Origin of the sequence: Butyrivibrio sp. LC3010 (genome assembly GCF_000424385.1) — a bacterium.
Taxonomy (GTDB): Bacteria; Bacillota; Clostridia; order Lachnospirales; family Lachnospiraceae; genus Butyrivibrio.
In genome coordinates, this window is record NZ_AUJU01000025.1 from 12,476 (window position 1) to 37,390 (window position 24,915).

General features: G+C 43.2%; 19 protein-coding genes and 1 other annotated feature. All 19 genes read left to right on the top strand.

Going from position 1 to position 24,915, the window contains the following annotated elements; genetic code table 11:
• The first annotated feature begins 205 nt into the window (after positions 1-205).
• The 19 genes from G622_RS24790 to rplL all read left to right on the top strand — a co-directional run bounded on the left by G622_RS24790 (position 206) and on the right by rplL (position 24,836).
• The gene (locus G622_RS24790) at positions 206-1,318 is read left to right on the top strand and encodes a hypothetical protein (RefSeq protein WP_049945898.1); all 1,113 of its coding nucleotides are present in this window, start codon (positions 206-208) and stop codon (positions 1,316-1,318) included.
• Positions 1,319-1,431: 113 nt separating this feature from the next.
• Complete coding sequence (locus G622_RS0115195) at positions 1,432-4,197, top strand: hypothetical protein (RefSeq protein WP_026511412.1); 2,766 nt, start codon at positions 1,432-1,434, stop codon at positions 4,195-4,197.
• Between the two features lie 159 nt (positions 4,198-4,356).
• Positions 4,357-5,709 (top strand): type I glutamate--ammonia ligase, encoded by a 1,353-nt coding sequence (gene glnA / locus G622_RS0115200; protein WP_026511413.1) that lies wholly within the window; start codon positions 4,357-4,359, stop codon positions 5,707-5,709.
• 18 nt (positions 5,710-5,727) lie between these two features.
• Complete coding sequence (locus G622_RS0115205) at positions 5,728-6,279, top strand: ANTAR domain-containing response regulator (RefSeq protein WP_026511414.1); 552 nt, start codon at positions 5,728-5,730, stop codon at positions 6,277-6,279.
• 287 nt (positions 6,280-6,566) lie between these two features.
• A complete protein-coding gene (locus G622_RS0115210) occupies positions 6,567-7,076 on the top strand; it encodes an acyl-CoA thioesterase (RefSeq protein ID WP_044914662.1) in 510 nt (169 codons plus the stop codon).
• A 266-nt stretch (positions 7,077-7,342) separates the two neighbouring features.
• Complete coding sequence (locus G622_RS23170; protein ID WP_049945899.1) at positions 7,343-8,002, top strand: HD-GYP domain-containing protein; 660 nt, start codon at positions 7,343-7,345, stop codon at positions 8,000-8,002.
• Positions 8,003-8,296: 294 nt separating this feature from the next.
• Entirely contained in the window at positions 8,297-9,223 is a 927-nt protein-coding gene (gene ptb, locus G622_RS0115220) for a phosphate butyryltransferase (RefSeq protein ID WP_026511416.1), read from the top strand.
• A 115-nt stretch (positions 9,224-9,338) separates the two neighbouring features.
• Positions 9,339-10,406 (top strand): butyrate kinase, encoded by a 1,068-nt coding sequence (gene buk, locus G622_RS0115225; protein WP_026511417.1) that lies wholly within the window; start codon positions 9,339-9,341, stop codon positions 10,404-10,406.
• A gap of 116 nt (positions 10,407-10,522) precedes the next feature.
• Entirely contained in the window at positions 10,523-12,127 is a 1,605-nt protein-coding gene (locus G622_RS0115230) for a response regulator (RefSeq protein ID WP_026511418.1), read from the top strand.
• On the top strand, positions 12,127-13,467 hold the full coding sequence (locus G622_RS0115235) for a sensor histidine kinase (RefSeq protein WP_242833012.1): 1,341 nt from the start codon (positions 12,127-12,129) through the stop codon (positions 13,465-13,467). Before G622_RS0115230 ends, G622_RS0115235 begins: the two co-directional genes overlap by 1 nt.
• A 143-nt stretch (positions 13,468-13,610) precedes the next feature.
• The gene (locus tag G622_RS0115240; protein WP_026511420.1) at positions 13,611-14,729 is read left to right on the top strand and encodes an ABC transporter substrate-binding protein; all 1,119 of its coding nucleotides are present in this window, start codon (positions 13,611-13,613) and stop codon (positions 14,727-14,729) included.
• 183 nt (positions 14,730-14,912) lie between these two features.
• Complete coding sequence (locus tag G622_RS23175) at positions 14,913-16,421, top strand: sugar ABC transporter ATP-binding protein (RefSeq protein ID WP_330363624.1); 1,509 nt, start codon at positions 14,913-14,915, stop codon at positions 16,419-16,421.
• Between the two features lie 3 nt (positions 16,422-16,424).
• Entirely contained in the window at positions 16,425-17,513 is a 1,089-nt protein-coding gene (locus G622_RS0115250; protein ID WP_026511421.1) for an ABC transporter permease, read from the top strand.
• The gene (locus G622_RS0115255; protein WP_026511422.1) at positions 17,514-18,554 is read left to right on the top strand and encodes an ABC transporter permease subunit; all 1,041 of its coding nucleotides are present in this window, start codon (positions 17,514-17,516) and stop codon (positions 18,552-18,554) included.
• 13 nt (positions 18,555-18,567) lie between these two features.
• Positions 18,568-19,605, top strand: coding sequence for an ABC transporter substrate-binding protein (locus G622_RS0115260; protein ID WP_026511423.1), 1,038 nt, complete (start codon positions 18,568-18,570; stop codon positions 19,603-19,605).
• A 134-nt stretch (positions 19,606-19,739) separates the two neighbouring features.
• Entirely contained in the window at positions 19,740-22,307 is a 2,568-nt protein-coding gene (gene secA / locus G622_RS0115265; protein ID WP_026511424.1) for a preprotein translocase subunit SecA, read from the top strand.
• A 114-nt stretch (positions 22,308-22,421) separates the two neighbouring features.
• Positions 22,422-23,564 (top strand): peptide chain release factor 2, encoded by a 1,143-nt coding sequence (gene prfB / locus G622_RS0115270; protein WP_026511425.1) that lies wholly within the window; start codon positions 22,422-22,424, stop codon positions 23,562-23,564.
• 117 nt (positions 23,565-23,681) lie between these two features.
• Positions 23,682-23,812 (top strand) — a sequence feature (ribosomal protein L10 leader region).
• A gap of 23 nt (positions 23,813-23,835) precedes the next feature.
• Positions 23,836-24,411 (top strand): 50S ribosomal protein L10, encoded by a 576-nt coding sequence (gene rplJ / locus G622_RS0115275; protein WP_026511426.1) that lies wholly within the window; start codon positions 23,836-23,838, stop codon positions 24,409-24,411.
• A gap of 50 nt (positions 24,412-24,461) precedes the next feature.
• The gene (gene rplL, locus G622_RS0115280; protein WP_026511427.1) at positions 24,462-24,836 is read left to right on the top strand and encodes a 50S ribosomal protein L7/L12; all 375 of its coding nucleotides are present in this window, start codon (positions 24,462-24,464) and stop codon (positions 24,834-24,836) included.
• The last annotated feature ends 79 nt before the right edge of the window (positions 24,837-24,915 follow it).

Below are 24,915 nucleotides of genomic sequence, written 5' to 3' on the forward strand. Positions count from 1 at the left end.
TAGGTTGAGAATGAGGATGGCGGAGCTATCTTCCTTCGAAGTATTTAGCTGGGCAGACCCGTGATGGGTGTGCTCATTTTTTTGAGCATGCAAGTCGACTTGGCGAGGTCTTTTCGAGTCTGGTAGAGTTTGCTTGAGCAGAGTACCGGCGAGATATTCCACGAGCTTAGTGCGAGCTTGCTGCAACATTTGGAGGGAAGTGCTTATGAGAATTACAGGCAGTACGGTTAACCTTGTTTCAGAAAGGAAGTATCAGGAAAACTACAGTATCACTAAGGAAAACGGAATAATGGCATCATCTTTAATCGGAGATGGCATCGGGAGCTTTAGAAAGCTTTTGACATCTACAGGAAAAGAGAATGGAGCAATAGAAGAGAAGAACAAAGGGACTAATCCCGGAATAGAACAGGAGGGGGAGAAACCTCTTTTTACAAATTATAATGCTGACGGCGGGTATGCTGTGCAGAATGATTCACCGCTCATGTCCAGAATGTCTGAGATTGAAAACATCAGGATGCAGATTATGGAACGGCTTTTGAACATCATGCAGATTCTTTATGAAGGTATGCCCTCGGGAAGCGGGAAAAGCAGAATGCAGGAATACATGAGGGGCCTTAGCGAAAAAATGAGTGCAGGGTCTTTTCAGTGGATGTCAGTGTCTACCACTACTTATGTCCATACAGTCTCGGAACAGACAGCTTTTTCTGCTCAGGGCATTGCCAGGACGGAAGATGGCAGGGAACTGAATTTTGGTGTGAATGTAACCATGTCGAGGCAGTTTTCAGAGGCTATTGGTGTCATGCATATAAGGCCGGCTCAGCTTATTGATCCACTAGTAATAAATGTAGGAAACGGAATAACAGGAATCTCTGATCAGACCTTTACTTTTGACCTGGACGCTGATGGCACTGAGGATGAGATAAAAAGCCTCGCACCCGGAAGCGGGTTCCTTGCTTATGACAAAAATGGTGACGGAATAATAAATGACGGGAATGAGCTTTTTGGAACAAGAAGCGGCGACGGATTTGCAGAGCTTTCAGGATACAATCTTGATGGCAATGACTGGATAGATGAGAATGATGAGATCTATGAAAAATTACGTGTCTGGTGCAGAGATGAAGAGGGGCGTGAGACTCTTATGACTTTGAAGGAAGCCGATGTTGGTGCAATCTATCTTGGGCAGGCAAAGACGGAATTTACTTCTCAGGGAAGTGATTTTATGGTCAATGCACAGTTTAGGGCAAGTGGTGTTTTTCTAAGGGAATCCACAGGACAGGCAGGTACAGTTCAACAGATTGATCTGGCTAAAATGGCGTGACTATGTTTTGCTGTTGAACAGTAACCAGTAATGACTATGTTAAAGCAATGTACTAAAGTTGACGGTTTTATGTTAAAATAATTCTAACTATATTTGTTGGGGGAGTATTACTTATGGGGACCAATCATAGAATCCATTTCGGATTCCTTTTTCACGTAAACTTCTATCATGCACACCTTGGGGATACTAACGATGAACGGGGCTTTGGAAGAGATTTATCCAGAATTCGTGAGATCCTGGAGGTTTTAAAAAAGGCTAATAATGACGGTCAGCCGGTGCAGGCGACATGGGATTTTGAAAATGATTATACGCTTGGAAGAATACTTCCATCACTTGGACCTGATGTAATTGACAGCGTCAAGGCGAGAATCAGGGAGAGAGGTGACGAGCTCGTTCTTTCAGGAAGGCATGCGAATCTTTTTGCCGGGATGACAGGAAAAGAACTGGCTTTTTCACTGCATTATAAGTCAAACGAGCTTGGAGAAACTTCAGATGTCCTTCGTGCTGAGGGAGATATTTTCACTCCTGCCATGATTGGAAGATTGAGGAAAGCCGGGATAAACACGGTCCTTCTTGGCAACAGTAATGTCGGACCTAATGCACTTTCAGGTGTTGGGAAGGAGTTTAGAAAGTCTGAGTATGCAACCTATAATCCCGGAATCTACAGGCATGGGAATAATTCAATAAATGTGATTCCTGTCTATACTCCCGCAGACTGGATCGAAGAGGGGTCAATGACAAGATTTCTCAGTAATCTTCATGCAAAGCAGATTTCAGGTGAGATCGAAGGTGATTTGTTTGTTCTTGCAGGGGCAGATGTAACAAGCCCATGGTGGGAACCTATGGAGATAAGGAGTCTCTTCAGAAGAGCTGCCGGGACTGAGGGACTTGCAGGATTTTTGAGAGCATTAAGAAAGCTTGATTTTGTTTCCTACAACACTCCGAGTGGTTATTTATATGATCATGCTCCTGTGTGCGAGATGTCGTTTTCGGGAGATGTGGGCTGCGGAACCAGCGGAGATCTGTCCAATTACGGAGAACTTCCCTATGACAGACTGATATGGACAAGAATTGAGAGAGCCCGTATGGGAAGCAAGATTTATAACGCAGAGAGGGTTTCGGATTCTCTTGCGGAACGTACAAAGCTTCTTTGTGCTTCAGATTTTGGACCTTTTTCACCGGCACCTGCCAGCGACAGATTTGCACATGCTAACAGGCTTTCAAAGGAAGTTCAGAAGATTGAGAGAAAAGCCATTAATTCAAAAGAGGTGTCCATGAGAACAAGCGGGCGCCAGAGGCTTAACAACAGTGCTGCCGGAAAACATGCTTATTCCAGGAGAAAGGATGAAGAGGAGAGGAATTCTTTCATTATCATGAATCCTGCTGGGCAAAAGACTGTAACTTTTCAGCTTGCCATAGACAGTGGCATGTGTCCGAAGGTTTCAACTCTTGTGCTTGAATGTGATGAATGCCAGATAAATGCTTATACGGCAGTTGAGATGAGCAGGGAAAACGGATATGTGAATTCTGTTTTTGTGATCATGAGATTTGCCGAGGCTCAGGGAATCTACAAGATTTATTATCATTTTGACCGCACCGATATTCCAAAGGAACGGCATAAACCGCTTATAGAGCTTACTCCGGAAGATCATCCTGTTTTCCGTGCGGAAGGTGCCATGAAGAGACTTCTTGAGGCTCAGGGGAAATTAAAAAAGGAACCGGAGCCTGTAAAAGAGGAGAATAAAGCCGTGGCTGACCGCATTGCTGCCATGAACAGCGCAAAAAATGCAGGAAAAGGAGCAAGCCTTAACTCAAACGGAGAGAGGGAGAGTTATATTATCACAAGCCCCGGTCAGAAGCTCAAAATCGTTTTAAGCGGTACGGGAACCAGTAAAGGAAAAATCCGGGAGGTCTTCTACGGAGATGAGAGGATCGGTGATGAGCAGTTTTTATCTTCGTTTGTAAAAAGCGGTGGAAGCAGAAGTGAATTTATATGTGAGGATGTGACTGCTGCTGAATTCGCAGGAAAAGGCGATGGGGTGATGATAACCGGATCAGTTCATGCAAACGGTGAAAATGCTCCCGGAAAATATAAAATGCAGATAATTAAGACACCGGCACTTAAGGGTATCGATGGTATATTTATTCAGATGGATGTTACATATCCTGATGTTTCAGGGCATGGAGAGGCGGTGCTTGAGGAGGTTGCACCTTTTGAGATTTCGCCCCAGTATCGCGCCGGAGTCTCTGTCATAAGAAAGAGCTTTACAGGAGATGTGAGTGATTTTCCTGTTTCGGTTTTTGGAAAATCTGTCAGGGGAAATGATAATCTGCAGTCCTTTAACCATCAGCTTACAGCCGGTATAGTTGGAGCAAAGGGCGCTCTTTCGGGATTTCTTCTTGGAATGACGAGATCAGTCCTTGGGGGAATGGCGGTTTGCCCCGGGCGCCTCATGACGGATGGAGAGGGTCAGCACCTTAGTCTTAATCCCTATGGTACCTATGGTATACGTGAAAAAAAGTATCCCTCAAAGAGCGATGGCCTTTTGCAGAAATATGCGGACATGTTGATAAATGATAAGCCGGTCAACACGGCAGCTGCCTACAGCGGAGTAAGAGAAAGATTCTGCATGTGTCTTACAGGCTTTGGCGGCGCAAGACCCACGGAAACACTGGTAGCTGAGCTTTCAGCCTTTTGTGATGGCGCTGTTATCTGTGGTGACGAGACAGGAGTTATTCATCCGTTTGAAGGAGATAACGTTATTTTGCCAAGAGCATTTGCGGATATTCAGGGAGACAGCACAAGGCGCGAGGAGCCTGCTGCAGCCAAGCAGTTAAAGGCAGAGCTTGCCAGGTTTTTAAATCATCGTCGTAAATAGTATTGACGCAGATGGGAATTATTTGATATTGTTAACTAAGGCAAAGGCGCCATCCTGAAGGGAAAGTGTCTTTGCCTTTTTTATTATAATAATATTTAAGCTTCAAATAGCTATTGCATAAAATAGTGCTCCGGAATGAGAGTACGGAAAAGAGGAAAAATGGGAAAGCTTACCAAAAAGGATATTTTCAGAATTGTTAATGAAGAAGATGTTGCATTCATAAGACTTCAGTTCTGTGATATTTTCGGGACTCCGAAAAATATAGCTATAACAACAGGGCAGCTTGAAAATGCACTTAATAACGAGTGTATGTTTGACGGTTCTGCTATAGAAGGTTTTACCGGAATGGAGGATGAAACATCTGATACAGCTTTGAGTGAAATGTATCTCTATCCTGATCTCGACAGTTTTCAGATATATCCCTGGAGACCACAGAGCGGTAAAGTTGCAAGAATGTTCTGTGATGTTTATACCGCAGACAGAAAGCCTTTTTCCGGTGATCCAAGAAGTATCCTGAAAAGAGTTCTTGATGAGGCAAAGGATATGGGACTTACTTTTAAAGCTGATCCTGAGCTTGAGTTTTTCCTGTTTGATCTTGATGATGAAGGACAGCCCACTACCGAAACCCATGAAAATGCCGGCTATTTTGATCTGGCACCTGCAGACCAGGGAGAGAATGTAAGACGAGATATTATCATGAACCTTGAGGAACTTGATTTTAATATAACCTCGTCTCACCATGAGATTTCTCCGGCACAGCATGAGATAGACTTTACAGAGGATGATGCCGAGAGGATGGCTGATATGATTATGACCTTCAAGATGGCGGTGAAGACAATCGCAAAGAGACACGGGCTTTATGCGACTTTCATGCCAAAGCCGAAGGAGGGCGTAAACGGCTCAGGTATGCATATCAATATTCTGTGCGAGGATGAGAATGGAAATGATATGTTTTCCGAGGAAGGCAGTCTTACAGATCTTGCAAAGGAATTTATAGCAGGTGTCCTTGATCATATTTGTGGTATGACGCTTGTGACAAACCCTGGTGTTAATTCTTACAAGAGACTTGTTCCCGGGTATGATGCGCCTGTGAATGTTTCATGGTCATCATCTGCAGCCAACAGGAGTGCACTTATAAGGATTCCGTCCATGACAGGGAAAAATGCGAGAATCGAGCTGAGAAATCCCGATGCAACCTGCAATCCTTATCTTGCTATTGCGCTTATTCTGGCAGCAGGTATGGATGGCATAAAACGAGGACTCACACCGCCTGAAGAATTAAAGGTGAATCTGAAAAACAAGACGGATGATGAGCTTAGAAAGACGAAGCTTTCAACTCTTCCCGAAACTCTTGGTGAAGCGATAGAGAGTTATCAGAAGGATGAATTTGTTAAGAAGGTTCTTGGCGATACGGTATATGATATATATCTTGATGCCAAGAGAAAAGAATGGAAGAATTTCCGCACCTGTGTAACACAGTGGGAAATAAGAGAGTATCTTAATAAACAGTAAAAAACGAGGAACCGGTAGTTGCAGAATATTATCTTGGCATTCGCAAAGCAGGAGGATGCGCTGAATTTCAAAAGTATATTGATGCGTGGCGGATTTGAGCCTGCCTATGTATGTCTGACCGGTGCACAGGCCCTTTCAGCAATGGAAAACCTGGGCAACGGTGTGATAATCTGCGGCTATCGCCTTGGAGATATGCTCAGTACGGAACTGTACGAGGAAATGTCTGAGTATTTTAAAATGCTTCTTATCGCCAGTAAATCAAAGGCTGACGATCTTGATTTTTATGGGAAAGACAATATTGTCTATCTTCCCACTCCCCTAAAAAAGGATGACCTTTTTTCAACTGTATCCATGATGATCGAGGGCGTTGCGACAAGACGCAAGAAGGTCAAAGAAAAACGCCGCTTTAGAAGCAGCGAGGATCAGAAAATAATTGACAGTGCAAAGTCACTCCTTATGGAGCGTCACAACATGACCGAGCCTGAAGCGCATAAATATCTGCAGAAGTGCTCAATGGACTCCGGAACCTCCCTCCTTGAAACGGCCGAAATGGTGATAGCACTTAAGTGAGCTCTTAGCGAGGTACTTTCGAGCTTAGAGCTCACTTAGTTCTGGCGAGCGAAGCGAGAGCAGAACTTCCTTGGAAAGCTTAGCGAGGTCTTTTCGAGCTTAGAGCATACATGGTCATTTCGAGCAAAGCGAGAGCAGAACTTCCTTAGAAATTTAGCGAGGTCTTTCGGGCATAGAGTTTACTTAGTTACTTAGTTCTGGCGAGAAAATCCCTCACTAATAATCGCACTCCGCCCATGGAATGTGGTATAATTTTATATATCTTTTGCGGAAAACGGAGGGCGGTTATGAATAACAGAGTTTTTCATGTAGATCATCAGATTGCCAGCAAAAATGTAGATGATTCGGTTACTGAGTGGACCAGGGTTGTCAAGTATGATGAGATCAACGGATATGAGAGATTATTTGGCGGCGAGCTTATGAGCTGGATCGATCAGATAGCAGGAACGGTTGCGCTTAGACATGCGGGTACACCGGTTACCACTGCTGCGATTGATAATATGCAATTCAAGCAGGCCATCAGACTTAACGATATAGTTGTGATACGTGGTCATATCACACACGTTGGGCGTACATCAATGGAGGTTCGCGTAGATACTTATGTTGAGGACCTGAGGACTGGCATGAGACATGTTGTAAACAGAGCCTATCTCACTGAGGTATGCATCGATGAAGAGGGTAAACCCACGACCGTACCTTATGGTTTAAATGTGCGCACTGAGGCAGAGAGAGCAGAGTGGCAGGGCGCTGAAAAAAGAATAGAGCTTCGAGCCCAGAGAAGACGTGAAGGTTTTTGATAGTTTTTGAAAATATTTTGGGGCTTTCACTTGGGCACGAAAAAGTGTAAAATGGTTTCCTGCGTATCAAGTATACGCAGGATTTTAATTTAATAGGAATTCCTATGAATTTCCCGTTAAATTAAAAATGCTACTTAACAGAGTCTTTATAATCATGGAGTTTTTTGAGGGAATGAAGCTCTTTTGGTTATGTGATGCAATGGTTATAAAGCTTTTTAAGTGACTGAACTTGTGAGGGAATCATTAATAGAGGGACAGAGGATACAATGGATTATTTTGAAATCAAGTATCATCAGCAGAAAAGGCTGACGGATCAATTGATGCATGCTCTTGCTAGGGTTGCCGATGAAAATGGCAGGTACACTAAAGAGCATTCTGAAAGAGTGGCGCTGTATTCCATGGAAATAGCGCGTCGCATGGGGAAAAGCCGCAAGGAACAGTATGAGATTTATCAGATGGGACTCTTACATGATATAGGTAAGATCGGGGTCCCTGATGCAATCATAGCAAAGCCTGAGGGACTTCAATATGATGAGTATTGTCTCATGAAGAAGCATCCCATGATAGGAGCAAGGATTTTACAGGATATAACAGAGATTCCGGGACTTGCTGTAGGTGCCAGATGGCATCATGAGAGATTTGATGGGACCGGATATCCTGACGGGCTAAAGGGACTTGCAATACCTGAGGAGGCGAGGATCATAGGCGTCGCCGATGCTTATGATGCCATGAGTTCTGAGAGGAATTATTCGGGAGTCATGAAGCAGCAGAAGGTCAGAGAGGAGATCGAACACGGTAAAGGAACGCAGTTTGATCCAGATATAGCTGACATTCTTCTACAGATGATAGATGATGATAAGGATTATGTGATGAATTCAGAGATCCCGACATATATCCTGGAGGAATACTTCGCAAGGATGGAGTAGTCGGGTTACTGTTCAGACAGCTCTGCGCACTTGCTGCGCTGAGCGTGAGAATGTTCTACGTCTTGAATATAGGATTTGCCCCTTTGCCGAAGGCAACTGGAATGGGCAAATCCAGTTGCTGTGAGCACCGTAAGGTGTGAACAGTAACGTAGTCGGATATCAGGTAATGATGTTTTAATAAGCAGCACTAGTGTTGAAATGTAGGGTGCATCGTGGTAAAATTTTAACGATGTGCCCTACATTTTTTGACACATACTACTAAGAATATGATTTATATAATCAGGAGGTACACTGATGAGTAAGAGTTTCGATGAAATCCTCGCTAAATTGAAGACAGCAAGTACTAAGAAGCTTGCAGTTGCATGTGCGCAGGATGAGCCTGTTCTTGAGGCTGTTAAGGCTGCTAAGGAGCGCGGAATTGCTGATGCGATCCTTGTAGGTGATAAGGATGAGATTGAGAGAATTGCCGGTGAGATGGGCATGGATCTTTCCCAGTTTGAGATCATCGATGAGAAGGATACTGTTGAGGCAGCAACTAAGGCTGTTCAGCTTGTTCACGATGGTAAGGCTGATATTTATATGAAGGGACAGCTTGATTCCAAGACATTCCTCAAGTCAGTTCTGAACAAAGAAGTAGGACTTCGTACAGGTCGTCCACTTTCTCATGTATGTGTATTTGAGATTCCGGGTATTGACCGTCTTCTTTTCCTTACAGACGTTGCTTTCATGCCCTATCCGACTCTTGAAGATAAAAAGGTTATTATTGAATATACAGTAAATGTAGCAAGAGCTTGCGGCGTTGAGTGCCCGAAGGTAGCTCCCCTTGCAGCAGTTGAAGTTGTTAACGATAAGATGCCTGTAACTGTTGAAGCAGCTGAGCTTACACGTCTCAACGAGGCTGGCGAGATCAAGAACTGCATCGTTGACGGACCTCTTTCCATGGACCTTGCAATCGATCCTTCTGCTGCTGAGCACAAGGCAGGTGCTAAGGACCGCAAGATTGTCGGTGATGCTGATATTCTTCTTTTCCCTGACATTCATGCAGGTAACCTTACATATAAGACAATCGTTCGTCTTGCTACTGTTAAGAATGGTAACATCCTTACAGGAACAAAGGCACCGGTTATCCTTACTTCACGTTCTGACTCTGTAGAAGTTAAGCTTAATTCAATCGCTTTAGCTGCTGTTGTTGCAGAGGATCAGAAAAAAGGAATTCTTTAATTATTAGTACAGGAAAAAGTATTTGAGAATCCAAAAAATTGAAACCCTCACAGAGTGCTGTGACTTATAGTTTTTTATAAGGCTATGACACATAGGAGGGGGAATAGGAGAGAAAATGATTAAAAGTTTAATTATAAATCCCGGTTCCACATCAACAAAGCTTGGTATCTTCGAGGATGAGACACTTAAGATGGACGAGACTCTTCGTCATCCCACAGAGGAGATTGTCAAGTATGAGCATATTACAGATCAGCTTGGCTGGAGAAAAGAGCTTATTCTTAATTTCCTTAAAGAGAAGAATGAAGATGTTAAAACATTCAATGTTATCGTAGGACGTGGCGGGCTTGTTAAGCCTATTCCGGGCGGTACATATGAGGTTAATGATGCGCTCCTTAAGGATCTGAAGGAAGGTGTTCAGGGTGAGCATGCAAGTAACCTTGGCGGACTTCTTGCTAAGGAGATTGCTGATGAGATCGGCGTTCCTTCATACATCGTTGATCCTGTTGTTGTAGATGAGCTCTGCGATGAAGCAAGAGTTACAGGACTTCCGGAGATTCCGAGAGTTTCTATTTTCCATGCACTTAATCAGAAGGCAGTTGCCAGAAGATATGCTAAGGAAATCGGCAAGAAGTACGAGGATATCAATCTTGTAGTCGTACATCTTGGCGGCGGTGTTTCTGTCGGCGCTCATAAGAACGGACAGATCATTGACGTATTTAATGCTCTTGATGGTGATGGTGCTATGTCACCTGAGCGTGCAGGCGGTCTCCCTACAGGCGGACTTATCCGTCTTTGCTTCTCAGGTAAATATTCTGAGGCAGAGGTTAGAAAGATGGCAGTTGGTAAGGGCGGCTTTAATGCATGGCTCGGAACCAACGATATGAGAAATGTTATCAAGCTCAGAGATGAAGGTAACGAAAAGGCTAAGCTTGTTATCGATTCATTTATCTTCCAGCTTGCAAAGAATATCGGTTCTATGGCAGCAGTACTTGATGGTAATGTAGATCAGATCATTATCACAGGCGGTATCGCTTATAACCAGCCTCTCATGGACAGACTTACTGAAAAGGTTAAGTTTATCGCACCTGTTACAGTATATCCCGGTGAGGATGAGCTTCTCGCTCTTGCACAGGGTGCACTTCGTGTAATGAACGGCGAAGAGAAGGCTAAGATTTACGAATAAAAATAATCTTTTCATTATAATCAGTTATTAGAAAAAGCGTCAGTTAAGCTGACAAAAGAGGGATTTTGAACCCTTCCGGGCGTTATGCTCGGAAGGGTTTTTAAGAAGGGGAATGTATGAAGGTTTTTCTGGTAGAAGATGAATTTGTCGTGAGGGAAGGCATAAAAAACAATGTAGACTGGGAAGCGCATGGTTATGAGTTTTGCGGAGAAGCAGGGGATGGAGAGGTTGCCTATCCGATGATCCAGAAGCTTCAGCCGGACATTGTTATTACTGATATAAAGATGCCCTTCATGGATGGACTTACTCTTAGCCGTATGGTAAAGGAGCAGTTTCCATGGATAGAGATAATCCTGCTGACGGGGTACGAGGACTTTCAGTTTGCGCAGGAGGCGATTAAGATAGGTGTGTCCTGTTACCTGTCAAAACCGATTAGCGGTGAGAATCTTATCAAAGAGGTGGACAGTCTTGCTGAGAAGATAAATGAAAAGCAGCGGGAGCGCGAAGTTAAAAAGCGCTATGAAGAAGAAATGAAGGAACGGACGGAGTATGAGAAGCAGGAGCTTTTTAATGATCTGATTTCCGGCAACAAGGGGCTTTCGGAAATACTTGAAAGTGCCAAGAAGCTTGATGTGGATCTTACTGCAATAAGATTTAATGTGATCCTGTTTAAGGTGTGGTCCACAAGGCATGATGCCTACGAATACTCCCAAAGCGTTGTTGAAATAGAAAAAGGTGTCAGGGATATAGCTGACAAAATGAGTGCGGTTTTCTTTGATCTTGGAGTCGAAGGAGCAGCACTGTTATTCAGAGGGGATGATGATGAGTCCCTTGATAAGAATATTGAAGAGAGCATAAATATGATGAAGTCTCTTTTTGATGACTATCATCATATAAGATATTTTGGCGGAGTGGGGCAGAGCGTCGGAAGAATTTCAGATATTCCCGTCTGCTTTACCTGGGCCAGCAGGGCATTTGCCCATATGTATCTGACTGAGGATAATGGCTTTTTGATAGGCTCTGAGGAACAGCTTCAGCCCGGCAAAAATGACGTGGTGTTGTCTGAGATAGACCCAAGACATATAGACCGGAAGCTTATCAAGGAGTTTTTGAGAAGAGGAGACCCTTCGGAGACAGAGTTTTTTGTTGAAGAATTTATAAACGGAATGGGGAAGGGTGCCATAAGATCCACACTTCTTAGGCAGTATATCGCCATGGATGTGTATTTTTGTGTGGTAGATTTTCTTGAGAACGAGCTTTCAAAGGATGAGAGACCTGAGAATCCCACGCCGGAGGTTTTGGCGGATGAAGGCAGGACCAGGCAGTATATAGTCAGGATAATCAGCAGGGGAGCGACCTTAAGGGATGATGACTCCAAGGGACATTATCACGATGCGGTAAATCTTGTTATGTCATATATTGAAGAGCATTATACCGAGGATGATCTGTCACTTAATAAGCTTGCGGCTCATGTAAATTTTTCACCAAATCATCTGAGTGCTGTTTTCAGGCAGCAGACGGGACAGCCCTTTATCAAGTATCTTACTGATTATCGTATGAATGCTGCAAAGGACCTTCTTAGAACAACATCGAAAAAGAGTAATGAAATAGGGCTTCTTGTTGGTTATAAGGATCCACACTATTTTTCATATCTCTTCAAAAAGACGCAGGGGATCACGCCGACCCAGTATAGGGGAGGGAATCGCTCGGAGGAGGGCTGATGGCTAGTGAAAAAGTTATGAGCAAAAATGCAAAAAAGGGGCATTCCAAGCTGGCCAACCAGATTCGAATATCCTATCTGATACTGCTCTTACCGGCTATACTTTTTACTGCATACGCTTACTATACTCTTTATATGATCAACGAGCGTTATGATGAGATGCTTGGTTCGGTGGTGACTGCCAGTGAGTTCAGTCTTGATTTTAAAGAGGACTTTGATTACGAAACGTACCTTCTTATTGTTGGTAATGTCAAGCTTGAGAATTCCAAGCTTCCCCAGTATCTGACGGATGCACGCAAGGTTGTGGAAAATCTTGAAGACTTTACAGATGATGCTGACAATAGGGGCAGGCTTGAGAGCGCGGCAAAATATCTGGATAATCTAGAGGCATATCTTCAGAGAATAGAAGAGAACATGATCTATGAGGACAGGTATGATGACAATATGACTATCTGGGAGAACGATGTTCAGATAGTTACAGCACTTTTACAGGAAACCATAAATGAGTATGTTTACTATGAGAATAAGCAGTTGCAGACAGCCCAGATAGAATCGAGACAGTTCTATATGAACATTGTTAAGATATCTATGGGTATGGTTGCTTTTATAGTTCTTTTTGTCATGCTGATGTCTTTTCTGGGGCCTGTTTTGATCACAAGGCCTATCGAGGAACAGGTTAAGCAGGAACAAAAGCAACTGCGGAAAGCGGAATTTGAGCTGTTGCAGGCTCAGATAAATCCTCACTTTTTATATAACACACTTGATGCCATAGTCTGGTCTGCTGAGGCAGGCAATCAGAAGCAGGTTGTGAGTATGGTGGGGAGTCTGTCCGAGTTTTTCAGAAGCTCCCTCAACAAGGGTAAGGAAATTGTAACGATTCGTGAGGATTTGCAGCATGTAAGAAGTTATCTTGAAATCCAGCAGATTAGATATCAGGATATCCTTACTTATGAGATTAATGTGCCGGAGGAAATCTATAAATATACTATCCCGAAGATAACCATCCAGCCTGTGGTTGAAAATGCTTTGTACCATGGAATCAAAAATAAAAGAGGTGGCGGAAAAATCATAGTAACAGGCGGAGAGCTTGATGATTGTGTGCAGATTACTGTAAAAGACGATGGCATAGGAATGTCAGAGGAAAGGCTTAATGAGATTCGAAAGAGTTTAAAACTCGATAAGCCGGAAAGTGATACCATTTATGGTCTTTATAATATAAATCAGAGAATAAAGCTTTCTTTTGGGGACGAATATGGTATTGGGATAGACTCTACTGAAGGAGTCGGAACCGTGACAAATATCCGTCTGCCGAAAATCTTAACTGAAATCGTAAAAAAATGAAACAGAAATAAAAAAGTGTAAAAAAACCAACTTTAATGCATTTTTTATTCAATGGTTTTTTGAACATGGAAGATTAAAATAGTAATTGTTAAGGGAATGGCTCCCTTAATAATTACTTTTTTTAATTAGGAGGAAAAAAAGTTATGAAGAAAAAGGTATTGTCAGTATTAATGGCATCAGTTATGACACTCAGTCTTGTTGCTTGTGGCGGTGGCGCAAAGCAGGAGACAGCTACAGCTACAGAAACACCTGCAGCTGAGGAAACCAAGACAGAGGAAAAGGCTGAGGAGCCTGCAGCTGAGGAACCGGCAGCTGAAGAGACTGCAGAAGAAGAAACTGCAGCTGAGGAAACAGCTGAGGAGGCTACAGCAGCATCTGGTGACCTTATTAAGGTTGGTATCATTAACAACGATCCTAACGAGTCCGGCTATCGTACAGCAAACGATGCTGACTTAAAGGCAATGTTTACAGAAGCTAACGGCTATGATGCATCCTTCGCTTACAGCTTAAAGAATGATGAGCAGATTGCAGCAGCTCAGACATTCATCCAGGATGAAGTTGACTACCTTCTTCTTTCTGCAGCTGATACAGCAGGCTGGGATTCAGTTCTTCAGGATGCTCAGGCAGCAGGCATAAAGGTTATTCTTTTCGACCGTACAATCGATGCTGATCCCAGTCTCTACGAGGCTTCAATCGTATCTGATATGGCAAAAGAAGGTGAGATGGCAGTTGAGTGGCTTGCAGGCCAGGGACTTGATGAGTACAACATCATTCACATTCAGGGTGTAATGGGTAGTGCAGCTCAGCAGGGCAGAAGTGGTGCTCTTAGTGATAAGGCAGCAGCTGAAGATAACTGGAATCTCGTAACACAGCAGACAGCTGAATGGAACGCAGAGAAAGCACAGCAGATCGTTCAGTCAGTTATCGATGCAGGCACACCTTTCAACGTAATCTATGCTGAGAACGATGATATGGCTAAGGGTGCAGTTGCAGCACTTGATGCAGCAGGCATCTCACACGGTGTTGGCAAAGACGTAATCGTTATGGGTTATGACTGCAACAAGTGGGCACTTGAAGAGCTCCTTGCTCAGAACTGGAACTATGATGGACAGTGCAATCCTTTCCAGGCTAGCTACATTGATGAGATAATCAAGACTCTTGAGAGCGGACAGACTCCTGCAGAGAAGACAATCATCATGGATGAGAAGGGCTTCGATGCTGAGACAATCACTCAGGATGATGTTGATAAGTATGGTATTTAATTTAGCGATAAAAATATAATAGCCAAGTTTTTAGAGCGGTGCGGAATGTCCGCACCGCTCTTGGTTTAAGCAAAGCACTTGACGAGGAATTATCAAGTCTGGTGTGAGCTGCAAGCCAACTTACAGAGGTTAGTTGAGCTTGATTGAAGGTAGAGCAGAAGAACGAAGGAAAGAGGTAGACCGGTGGAAGAAAACAGAGTGCTGGAAATGCGAGGAATCAACAAAAGCTTTCCGAATATAAAGGCATTACAGAATGTGGATTTTTCACTAAATAAGGGAGAAATTCATGCACTTATGGGGGAAAACGGAGCCGGGAAGTCAACTCTGATCAAGGTTCTCACAGGTGTTTACACTAAGGATGAAGGAACCATCAGTCTTGACGGACATGGAAAAGTTACCATACATTCACCGCAGGATGCACAGAAGTATGGTATCAGCACCGTTTATCAGGAAATTACACTTTGCCCTAATCTTACAGTAGCTGAGAATATGTATATAGGGCGTGGTGATGCCAAACTCACGAATTGGAAGAAGATGAATGAGGATGCAGACAGAATTTTGCAATCTCTTGAAATTCCGGCAAAGGCTAATCAGCAGCTTTCGAATTGCTCTTTGGCAGTTCAGCAGATGGTTGCGATAGCAAGAGCAGTAGATATGGATTGTAAGGTTCTGATTCTGGATGAGCCTACATCATCTCTTGATGAGCAGGAAGTTGAGAAACTGTTTGGTCTCATGAGAGATCTTAAGAGCAGAGGCGTCGGCATCATCTTTGTAACACATTTTCTGGATCAGGTGTATGAGGTATGTGATAAGATAACAGTTTTACGAGATGGAAAGCTTGTAGGAGAGTATGAGATAAAGGATTTGCCGAGGATTAAGCTGGTTGCGAAAATGCTCGGTAAAGAGATGGATGATCTCTCTGATATCAAGGGAGAGGGTGGAACCTATGAAGGTCCCGACGGAGATGAAAAGGTATTTGAAGCAACCGGTCTTCAGAGTAATGCGGGCATAAAGCCTTTTGATTTCCACATTAAGAAGGGTGAAGTCAACGGATTTACAGGTCTTCTCGGATCAGGAAGAAGTGAGTGCGTAAGAGCAATTTTCGGTGCAGACAGAGTGATTGGCGGTACAGTGAAAATGCACGGTAAGGAAATAAAGATTTCCAATCCGCTTGATGCTATGAAGCATGGTATAGCATATCTTCCTGAAAACAGAAGAGGTGATGGAATCATTGGCGATCTGTCGGTTAAGGAAAATATTGTTCTTGCACTTCAGGTGCTGACGGGATTCATGAAGCCGTTCAGCAAGGCTCAGGTCAATGCCTTTGCAGATGAATACATTAAGAAGCTCAATATTAAAACAGCTTCTGCTGAGACTCCTATTAAATCACTCTCAGGTGGTAATCAGCAGAAATGTATTCTTGCAAGATGGCTTTTGATGCATCCTGAATATCTGATCCTTGATGAGCCTACAAGAGGTATCGATGTAGGAACAAAGGTTGATATACAGAAACTTGTTCTTGAACTTGCCAAGGACGGAATGAGTGTTACATTCATTTCTTCTGAGACTGATGAAATGTTAAGAACATGTTCAAGACTGGTTGTCATGAGAGACAGAAAGGTTGTAGGTGAGCTCACAGGAGAAGACCTTACACAGAATAAGATAATGAGTACGATCGCGGGGGATAAGTAAGATATGAGTAAACAGATGACTAAAAATGAAGGGAGCTTCTTAAGGAAGCTGATGGGTAATCAGTTGTTTATTCCGATTCTGGCACTTTTACTCCTGGCGGTAATAAACCTGATAAATGATCCCGGATTTTTCAAAATAACACTTGGAACTAATAACGCAGGTAATCCGGTTCTGTCGGGTTATCTGATAACAATTCTTGATTACGGCTCAGAGCTTGGAATTCTTGCAATCGGTATGACACTTGTAACTGCTGCTTCCGGCGGACAGGATATTTCAGTTGGTGCAACTATAGCAATCGCAGGATCTGCAATGCTTAGAGTCCTCTGTGGAGGAACCTCAAGACCTACTGAGCTTGCGGCACCTATCTTTGTGGCATTTATTGTTGCATGTATCGTGGGAATGCTTTGCGGTGCGTTTAATGGAATGCTGGTTGCGGTCTTCAAGATTCAGCCTATGATAGCGACTCTGATTCTGTTTACGGCAGGTCGTTCGATAGCAGCCTGGATCAACAATAATGAGCTTCCTATTGTTCCTGATCCTAAATTTTCATATTTTGGAAGCTTTATTCCGGGAATTCCGATTCCGACAACAGTTTTCATAGTTATTGCATGTGTGGTTGTGATCGCTCTTGTGCTTAAGTTCACAACACTTGGTCTGTATACTCAGGCTGTTGGTATAAACGAAGGAGCTTCAAGACTTAATGGTATAAATCCTACATTTATTAAGTTCCTCAGTTTTGTAATTCTTGGACTTTGCGTAGCGGTTGCTGCTTTGATTAAGGTAAGCCGTCTTTCAACCATTAACTATTCAGTTATTGCAAAGGATATAGAGATGGATGCTATCCTTGCGGTAGCCCTTGGCGGAAATTCGCTTTCAGGCGGTAAGTTTAACATGTGGGCATCAATTCTGGGCGCATATGTTATTCAGTTCCTGACAACAACTCTTTACAAATTTAATGTTCAGTCTGATGCACTTGCAGCATATAAGGCAATCGTAGTAATTGTTCTCGTTGTTTTCTCAGCTCCTACAGTCAGAGAATATATGAAACAGCTGGCAAAGAAGGTTGCACCTGCAAAGAAGGAGGTGGCCTGAATGAAAAACGAAAAATCAAAATCCGGCTTCTTTGGGAGAATGAATGACACCAATCTGCTTTTGACAATTACTATTGTGATTTTCTTCCTGATGTACATTGGTGCAATAGTATTTCAGGGCGGAGGATTTACCAAGCCGCAGATGTTTTTCAACATATTAAATGCCAATGCAGCTCTAATAATCACAGCCTGCGGAATGAGCGTTGTAATGATTTCCGGCGGTATCGATATTTCAGTCGGCGGTGTGGTTGCTCTTGTTTCCATGTGCTGCGCTGTATATCTTGACCATCATGATGGAAGTGTATTCGGGTCAATACTTATCGCTCTTGGAATAGGACTTGCCTATGGCCTTGTTCAGGGATTCCTTGTGGCTTATCTGGACATACAGCCCTTTATCGTGTCACTTGCAGGAATGTTCTTTGCAAGAGGTATGACAACTATAGTTAACACAGCACCTTTCAATGTGGCAGACGAAGAGTTCACCGCACTTAAGCTTACAAGAATTTTCATACCCGGAATGGGTACAACAAATAAAAAGGGCATATATGTTCCTGCATATGTTGAAATCGGTGTTATAGTTGCACTTCTTGTAGTAATTATCCTGTTTGCAGTGCTTCGCTGGACCAGACTTGGCAGAAATTTCTATGCAGTTGGCGGCAACAAACAGAGTGCATTGATGCTTGGTATTAATGTCAAAAAAACCAAGTTCCTTTCACACCTGATATGTAGTATACTTGCTGGTATTGGCGGTTATGTTTATTTCCTTCATGTTGGCTCAGGTTCAGCCAGTCATGCAATGGGTATGGAAATGAATGCCATCGCATCATCAATCATCGGCGGAACAATGCTGACCGGTGGTGTCGGTAATATTATTGGAACACTTTTCGGAGTGCTCTCTCTTAGTACTATTCAGAATATTGTATCATCAGCCGGACTTGATCAGGCATGGTGGACCGGTATTACAATAGCAGCTATGCTTTGCATATTCCTTCTTATTCAGAGTATAGTAATGGCACAGAAGAAAAAAGCACTTAAGGCATAAGAATGAGGACTATATGAAAAAAATTGCTGTTTTTACAGCTATCACGCTCCTGCTTCCGGTACTTCTCGCCGGCTGCGGGAGCAGTGTCATTAAGGAAGAAAATAAAGTTGAAACTGTGAGCGAAGAGCTTCTGACAGTTGGATTTTCACAGCTTGGTGCAGAGTCTGACTGGCGAAATACCAATACTGTTTCGATGCAGGAGGCGCTGTCTAAGGAGAACGGTTTCAATCTTGTATATAAAAACGGACAGCAGAAGCAGGCAAATCAGATAACGGCTGTTAGGATGTTTATCCAGCAGGGGGTTGATTATATTGTGCTTGCACCTGCCACAGAGACCGGGTGGGACATAGTTCTTGCGGAGGCAAGAGATGCGAATATTCCCGTAATTCTTGTGGACAGGAGAGTTGATGTTTCGGATAAAGGGCTTTATTCCTGCTGGGTTGGCTCGGATTTCGAGCTTGAAAGTAAGAAAGTAACGGCATGGCTTAAAGCTTTTTCAGACAGGAGAAATATTTCTCCTGAAAATATACATATAGTAAATATTCAAGGGTCCATAGGATCTACTGCTCAGATCGGACGCACCAGAGGACTTGCCAATGCTGCGAGGGAGTATGGCTGGGATCTTTTAACCGAGGCAAGCGGAGATTTTACGGAAAATAAAGGCAGAGAAGTTATGGCTGCCCTGCTGAAAGGCCATGATAATATCAACGTGGTTTATTGTGAAAACGATAATATGGCAATAGGAGCTATCGATGCGATAGAAAGTGCCGGCAGAAAAGTCGGGCCAAATATTCTTAATGGCGATATCATGGTAGTTTCTTTTGACGGCGTAAATGAACAATCGCTGGATTATTGCAGAGAAGGGAAAATTTCCTGTATAGCAGAGTGCAATCCTTTACACGGACCAAGAGTGAGGGCACTTATTGAAGCACTTCAGGCCGGTGAAACACCTGAAAAATTCAATTATGTGGATGAGCGTATATTCAGCTCTCTCGATATAGTTGATAACATAAGTGTTGATGGGATAACCTACGATGTTGAGGAACCATGAGCTTTGGCAGGGTTGATTATATCCTTGTTATTTGCTAGAATGACATTTGTGATTTTGTCTTTATAGAGTAGGAGGCGAATCAGCTTCCTATTTTTTATGTGCAAAAACGTAATATATTTATGGAGCGATAAGAAATGAGCATTATTGATAAGATCATTGGTACGCATAGTGAGCGTGAGCTTAAGCGCATTCAGGGAACGGTTGATAAGATCGAGAGTCTTCAGCCTGATATGAAGAAGCTTTCTGATGCGGAACTTAAGGCTAAAACCGATGAATTCAAGAAGAGACTTGAGAATGGCGAGACACTTGACGATATCCTTCCTGAGGCATATGCAACTGTCCGTGAGGCAGCTTGCAGAGTGCTTGGAATGGAGCACTTCCGTGTACAGCTTATAGGTGGCGTGATCCTTCATCAGGGTCGTATCGCAGAGATGCGTACCGGTGAAGGTAAGACACTGGTGGCTACACTTCCTTCATACCTTGACGCACTTGCAGGCAAGGGTGTTCACGTGGTAACAGTTAATGATTACCTGGCTAAGCGTGATGCTGAGTGGATGGGTAAGGTACATGAATTTCTGGGCCTGACTGTCGGAGTTGTACTTAACAGCATGACCAGTGAAGAGAGACAGGCTGCATATAACTGCGACATTACTTATGTTACAAACAATGAGCTTGGATTTGATTATCTTCGTGACAATATGGCTATCTACAAGGAACAGTGCGTTCTCAGGGGATTGAATTACGCTATCATCGATGAGATAGACTCAATTCTTATTGACGAAGCCCGCACACCTCTAATTATTTCAGGACAGAGTGATAAGTCTACCAAGCTCTATGAGGCGTGTGATATTCTTGCTAAACAGATGACCAGAGGCGCAGACATGGAAGAGTTTTCCAAGATGGATGCCATCATGGGAATCGAGCAGGAGGAAAGTGGAGACTTCATCGTAAACGAGAAGGACAAGCTTGTGAACCTCACTGCACAGGGTGTTTCTAAGGTCGAGAATTTCTTCAGAATAGATAACCTTGCTGATCCTGAGAATCTGGAGATTCAGCATAATATTATTCTTGCTCTTCGTGCAAATAACCTTATGTTTAAGGATCACGATTATATCGTAAAGGACGATGAAGTACTTATCGTTGATGAATTTACCGGTCGTGTTATGCCCGGACGTCGTTATTCTGACGGTCTTCATCAGGCTATTGAGGCTAAGGAGCATGTTAAGGTTAAGAGAGAGAGTAAGACTCTTGCTACGATCACATTCCAGAACTTCTTCAATAAATTTGAAAAGAAGTGCGGTATGACCGGTACAGCTCTTACTGAGGAAAGAGAATTCCGTGATATCTACGGAATGGACGTTATAGAGATTCCTACAAACAAGCCTGTAATCCGTAAAGATCTTCAGGATGCTGTTTATAAGACCAAGAAGGAAAAGCTTAATGCAGTAGCAGATGCGGTTCAGGCTGCGCATGAAAAAGGACAGCCGGTTCTCGTAGGTACTATCACTATTGAATCTTCAGAGGAAGTTAGTAAGCTTCTTAAGAAGAGAGGTATTCAGCATAATGTCCTGAATGCCAAGTTCCATGAGATGGAAGCTCAGATAGTTGCTGAGGCAGGAAAACACGGTGCTGTTACGATCGCTACTAACATGGCAGGTCGTGGTACTGATATTAAGCTTGATGATGAGGCTGTTGCAGCAGGTGGTCTTAAGATCATCGGTACAGAGCGTCATGAAAGCAGACGTATTGATAATCAGCTCCGCGGACGTTCAGGTCGTCAGGGAGATCCCGGTGAATCTAAATTCTATCTTTCACTTGAGGATAATCTCCTTAGATTGTTTGGATCAGAGAGACTTATCTCAATGTTTAACTCTCTTGGTATTCCTGAAGGTCAGGAGATTGAGCACAAGGCTCTTTCAAAAGCTATCGAGTCAGCTCAGAAGAAGATTGAGGATAACAACTATGGAATCCGTAAGAACCTTCTTGAGTATGACCAGGTTAACAATGAGCAGAGAGAGATCATCTATGATGAGCGCAGACGAGTTCTTAACGGAGACAGCATGCGCGATACTGTTTACAAGATGATCACTGATATAGTAGAGGATTCAGTTGAGACTGTAGTAGGTGAGGTTACTGATTCAGATGAATGGAATCTCTCAGAGCTTAACGAGCTCCTGCTTCCAATAATTCCGCTTAAAAAGATCAATCGCGGACGTATTACCAAGCTCACAAAGAATGGTCTTAAGCAGCAGCTGAAGGAAGAGGCTGTGAAGCTTTACGAGGAGAAGGAGGCTGAGTTCCCTGAACCCGAGACCATCCGTGAGATTGAGCGAGTAATTCTTCTTAAGGTCATCGACAGAAAGTGGATGGACCACATTGATGATATGGATCAGCTTCGTCAGGGCATTGGCCTTCAGGCTTTTGCACAGAGAGATCCTAAGATAGAGTATAAGCTGGCAGGCTTTGAGATGTTCGACGAGATGACACGCAACATCAAAGAGGATACTGTAAGACTTCTGTTCCATGTTCACATCGAAGAGAAGGTTGAGCGTGAACAGGTTGCAAAGGTTACAGGAACCAATAAGGATGACAGTGTTGCCAAGGAACCGACAAAGCGTATGGAGGCAAAGGTTTATCCTAATGATCCCTGCCCTTGCGGAAGTGGTAAGAAGTACAAGAACTGCCATGGCAGAATGCAATAAATAAAGCTCCACTATGGATGCACACTTGCACGAGAGAAATATAGTTGCTAAAGCAACCGCGCTCTGCGCGAGAATTTCGCGAGCGGAATTCTAATTTTATGGAAGGATATTAGTATGGTAATTTTAGATCAGATGAAAGTTGAACTCTCTAACCAGCGTAGCACATTAGATGAGGTTACAGGTTCACTTGACCTTGATTCAAAAAAGAAGATGATTGAAGAGTTGTCCCGTGAAATGGAAGAGCCGAACTTCTGGGATGATGCAGAAAAAGCTAACAAGAAGACTAGAAATCTGAAAAACATGCAGGATCTTGTAGCATCTGTAGAAAGTCTTCATAAGCAGTATGATGACATCATGGATCTCATTGATCTTCAGAATGCTGAAGGTGTAGATGATGATGACATGGCTGCTGAGATCAGAGAAGAGCTTGATAACTTTGAGGATACCCTCGAAGAGATAAGAATCAATAATCTTCTCAGCGGAGAGTATGATAACTGCAATGCAATTCTCAGATTGGCAGCAGGCGCAGGTGGTACAGAGGCTTGTGACTGGTGCAACATGCTTTACCGTATGTACACCAGATGGGCTGAGAGAAAAGGCTTCAAGATTGAAGTTCTTGATATTCTTGACGGAGATGAAGCAGGTCTTAAGTATGTTCAGTTCCAGATTGATGGAACAAATGCATACGGACTTCTCAAATCTGAGAAAGGCGTGCACAGACTTGTTCGTATCAGTCCTTTCAATGCTCAGGGTAAGAGACAGACTTCTTTTGTATCACTTGATGTAATGCCTGATATTGAAGATGACCTTGATGTTGAGATCAACCCTGAAGATCTGAGAATTGACACATATCGTTCAAGTGGTGCCGGCGGACAGCATATTAACAAGACTTCATCTGCTATTCGTATCACACACCTTCCTACAAATATAGTAGTAACCTGTCAGAATGAGAGATCTCAGTTCCAGAATAAAGATAAAGCCATGCAGATGCTGAAGGCTAAGCTTTACATGTTAAAGCTTGAAGAGCAGCAGGCCAAGATTGACGGCATTCGTGGTGAGGTTAAGGATATTGCCTGGGGAAATCAGATTCGTTCTTATGTTCTTCAGCCTTACACAATGGTAAACGATACCAGAACCGGTGAGAAAAGTTCAAATGCTGACGGAGTGCTTGATGGAGATCTTGATCCTTTTATCAATGCATATCTTAAGTGGCTCGCTACCGGCGGTAAACCGGTAGGGGATTCCGAGGAAGAATAATCTGGTTTGATTCTTGATAATAGAGAGAAAAAGCGGATTATACGTATTTGTAAGAATTTCGGTTGATAAATTTTTAAAATAATGATTGACATATAATAAAAAATGTGATAACTTATCAAAGGTCGTTATGACCAGCCGAAGACAGTAGGTGTCATTTAAATGACGTAAGCAAAGCGCCTACCGAGGAAAAAGTATTATATGACTTTTACACCTCTTGTCTTTGCGATAAGAGGTTTTTCTTTGGCGGTAAATTCTATAAGGAGGTAAAAAGATGGCAAAGGTTGAATTAAAACAGCCCATAGTAAAAGAGATTTCTGATAAGATTCAGAACGCTCAGGCACTTGTACTTGTAGATCACCGTGGTTTAACTGTTGCTGAGGACACAGAGCTTCGTAAAAAGCTTCGTGCTGAGAACGTCAGCTACAAGGTTTACAAAAATACGATGATGAACTTCGCATTCAAGGGTACAGATTTTGAGCAGCTCGCTGATCTTCTTAACGGACCTAGCGCACTCGCTATTTCTGAGACAGATCCTGCAGCTCCTGCTCGTGTACTTGTTGAGTTTGCAAAGAAAGCAAAGGCTCTTGAGGTCAAAGGTGGTGTGATTGAGGGAAAACTGTATGATGCAGATGCCCTTAAGGAGATTGCTATGATCCCGCCCAAGGATCAGTTGCTTTCCAAGTTGCTTGGTTCTATGCAGTCACCTATCGCAAACTTCGCACGTGTCGTTAAACAGATCGCTGAGAAGAAGGCAGAGGGTGGCGAGGCAGCTCCCGCAGAGGAAGCTCCTGCAGCAGAAACAGCTGAGGCTCCTGCTGAAGAGGCAGCAGCTACAACAGCTGAGTAATTACAATTTTTTAATGAAAATCAACTTATTTTTAATGGAGGTAAATAATAATGGCAAAGTTATCTACAGCAGAGATTATCGATGCAATCAAAGAGTTATCAGTTCTTGAGCTTAACGATCTTGTTAAGGCTTGTGAGGAAGAGTTCGGCGTATCAGCAGCAGCAGGTGTTGTTGTAGCAGCAGCAGGCGGCGCAGCAGCAGCTGAGGAAGAGAAGACTGAGTTCAACGTAGAGCTTACAGAAGTTGGCCCTAACAAGGTTAAGGTTATCAAGGTTGTTCGTGAGATCACAGGTCTTGGACTTAAGGAAGCAAAGGATCTTGTAGACAATGCTCCTAAGATGATCAAGGAAGGCGCTTCTAAGGAAGAGGCTGATGATATCAAGGCTAAGGTTGAGGCTGAAGGCGCTAAGGTTACTCTTAAGTAATCTTGTCTACTTCAAAGTCAAGCATGTAAATAAAAAAGAAAGCTACTTGCAAGTTTACTTGCGAAGTAGCTTTCTTTTT

Bases quoted from the DNA above. Each gene is read 5' to 3' on its own strand.
- rplL (WP_026511427.1), top strand. From the start codon at position 24,462: ATGGCAAAGTTATCTACAGCAGAGATTATCGATGCAATCAAAGAGTTA.
- G622_RS0115260 (WP_026511423.1), top strand. From the start codon at position 18,568: ATGAAAAAAATTGCTGTTTTTACAGCTATCACGCTCCTGCTTCCGGTA.
- G622_RS24790 (WP_049945898.1), top strand. From the start codon at position 206: ATGAGAATTACAGGCAGTACGGTTAACCTTGTTTCAGAAAGGAAGTAT.
- buk (WP_026511417.1), top strand. From the start codon at position 9,339: ATGATTAAAAGTTTAATTATAAATCCCGGTTCCACATCAACAAAGCTT.
- ptb (WP_026511416.1), top strand. From the start codon at position 8,297: ATGAGTAAGAGTTTCGATGAAATCCTCGCTAAATTGAAGACAGCAAGT.
- prfB (WP_026511425.1), top strand. From the start codon at position 22,422: ATGGTAATTTTAGATCAGATGAAAGTTGAACTCTCTAACCAGCGTAGC.
- G622_RS0115210 (WP_044914662.1), top strand. From the start codon at position 6,567: ATGAATAACAGAGTTTTTCATGTAGATCATCAGATTGCCAGCAAAAAT.
- G622_RS0115255 (WP_026511422.1), top strand. From the start codon at position 17,514: ATGAAAAACGAAAAATCAAAATCCGGCTTCTTTGGGAGAATGAATGAC.
- G622_RS0115235 (WP_242833012.1), top strand. From the start codon at position 12,127: ATGGCTAGTGAAAAAGTTATGAGCAAAAATGCAAAAAAGGGGCATTCC.
- rplJ (WP_026511426.1), top strand. From the start codon at position 23,836: ATGGCAAAGGTTGAATTAAAACAGCCCATAGTAAAAGAGATTTCTGAT.
- G622_RS0115250 (WP_026511421.1), top strand. From the start codon at position 16,425: ATGAGTAAACAGATGACTAAAAATGAAGGGAGCTTCTTAAGGAAGCTG.
- G622_RS0115240 (WP_026511420.1), top strand. From the start codon at position 13,611: ATGAAGAAAAAGGTATTGTCAGTATTAATGGCATCAGTTATGACACTC.
- glnA (WP_026511413.1), top strand. From the start codon at position 4,357: ATGGGAAAGCTTACCAAAAAGGATATTTTCAGAATTGTTAATGAAGAA.
- secA (WP_026511424.1), top strand. From the start codon at position 19,740: ATGAGCATTATTGATAAGATCATTGGTACGCATAGTGAGCGTGAGCTT.
- G622_RS23170 (WP_049945899.1), top strand. From the start codon at position 7,343: ATGGATTATTTTGAAATCAAGTATCATCAGCAGAAAAGGCTGACGGAT.
- G622_RS0115230 (WP_026511418.1), top strand. From the start codon at position 10,523: ATGAAGGTTTTTCTGGTAGAAGATGAATTTGTCGTGAGGGAAGGCATA.
- G622_RS0115195 (WP_026511412.1), top strand. From the start codon at position 1,432: ATGGGGACCAATCATAGAATCCATTTCGGATTCCTTTTTCACGTAAAC.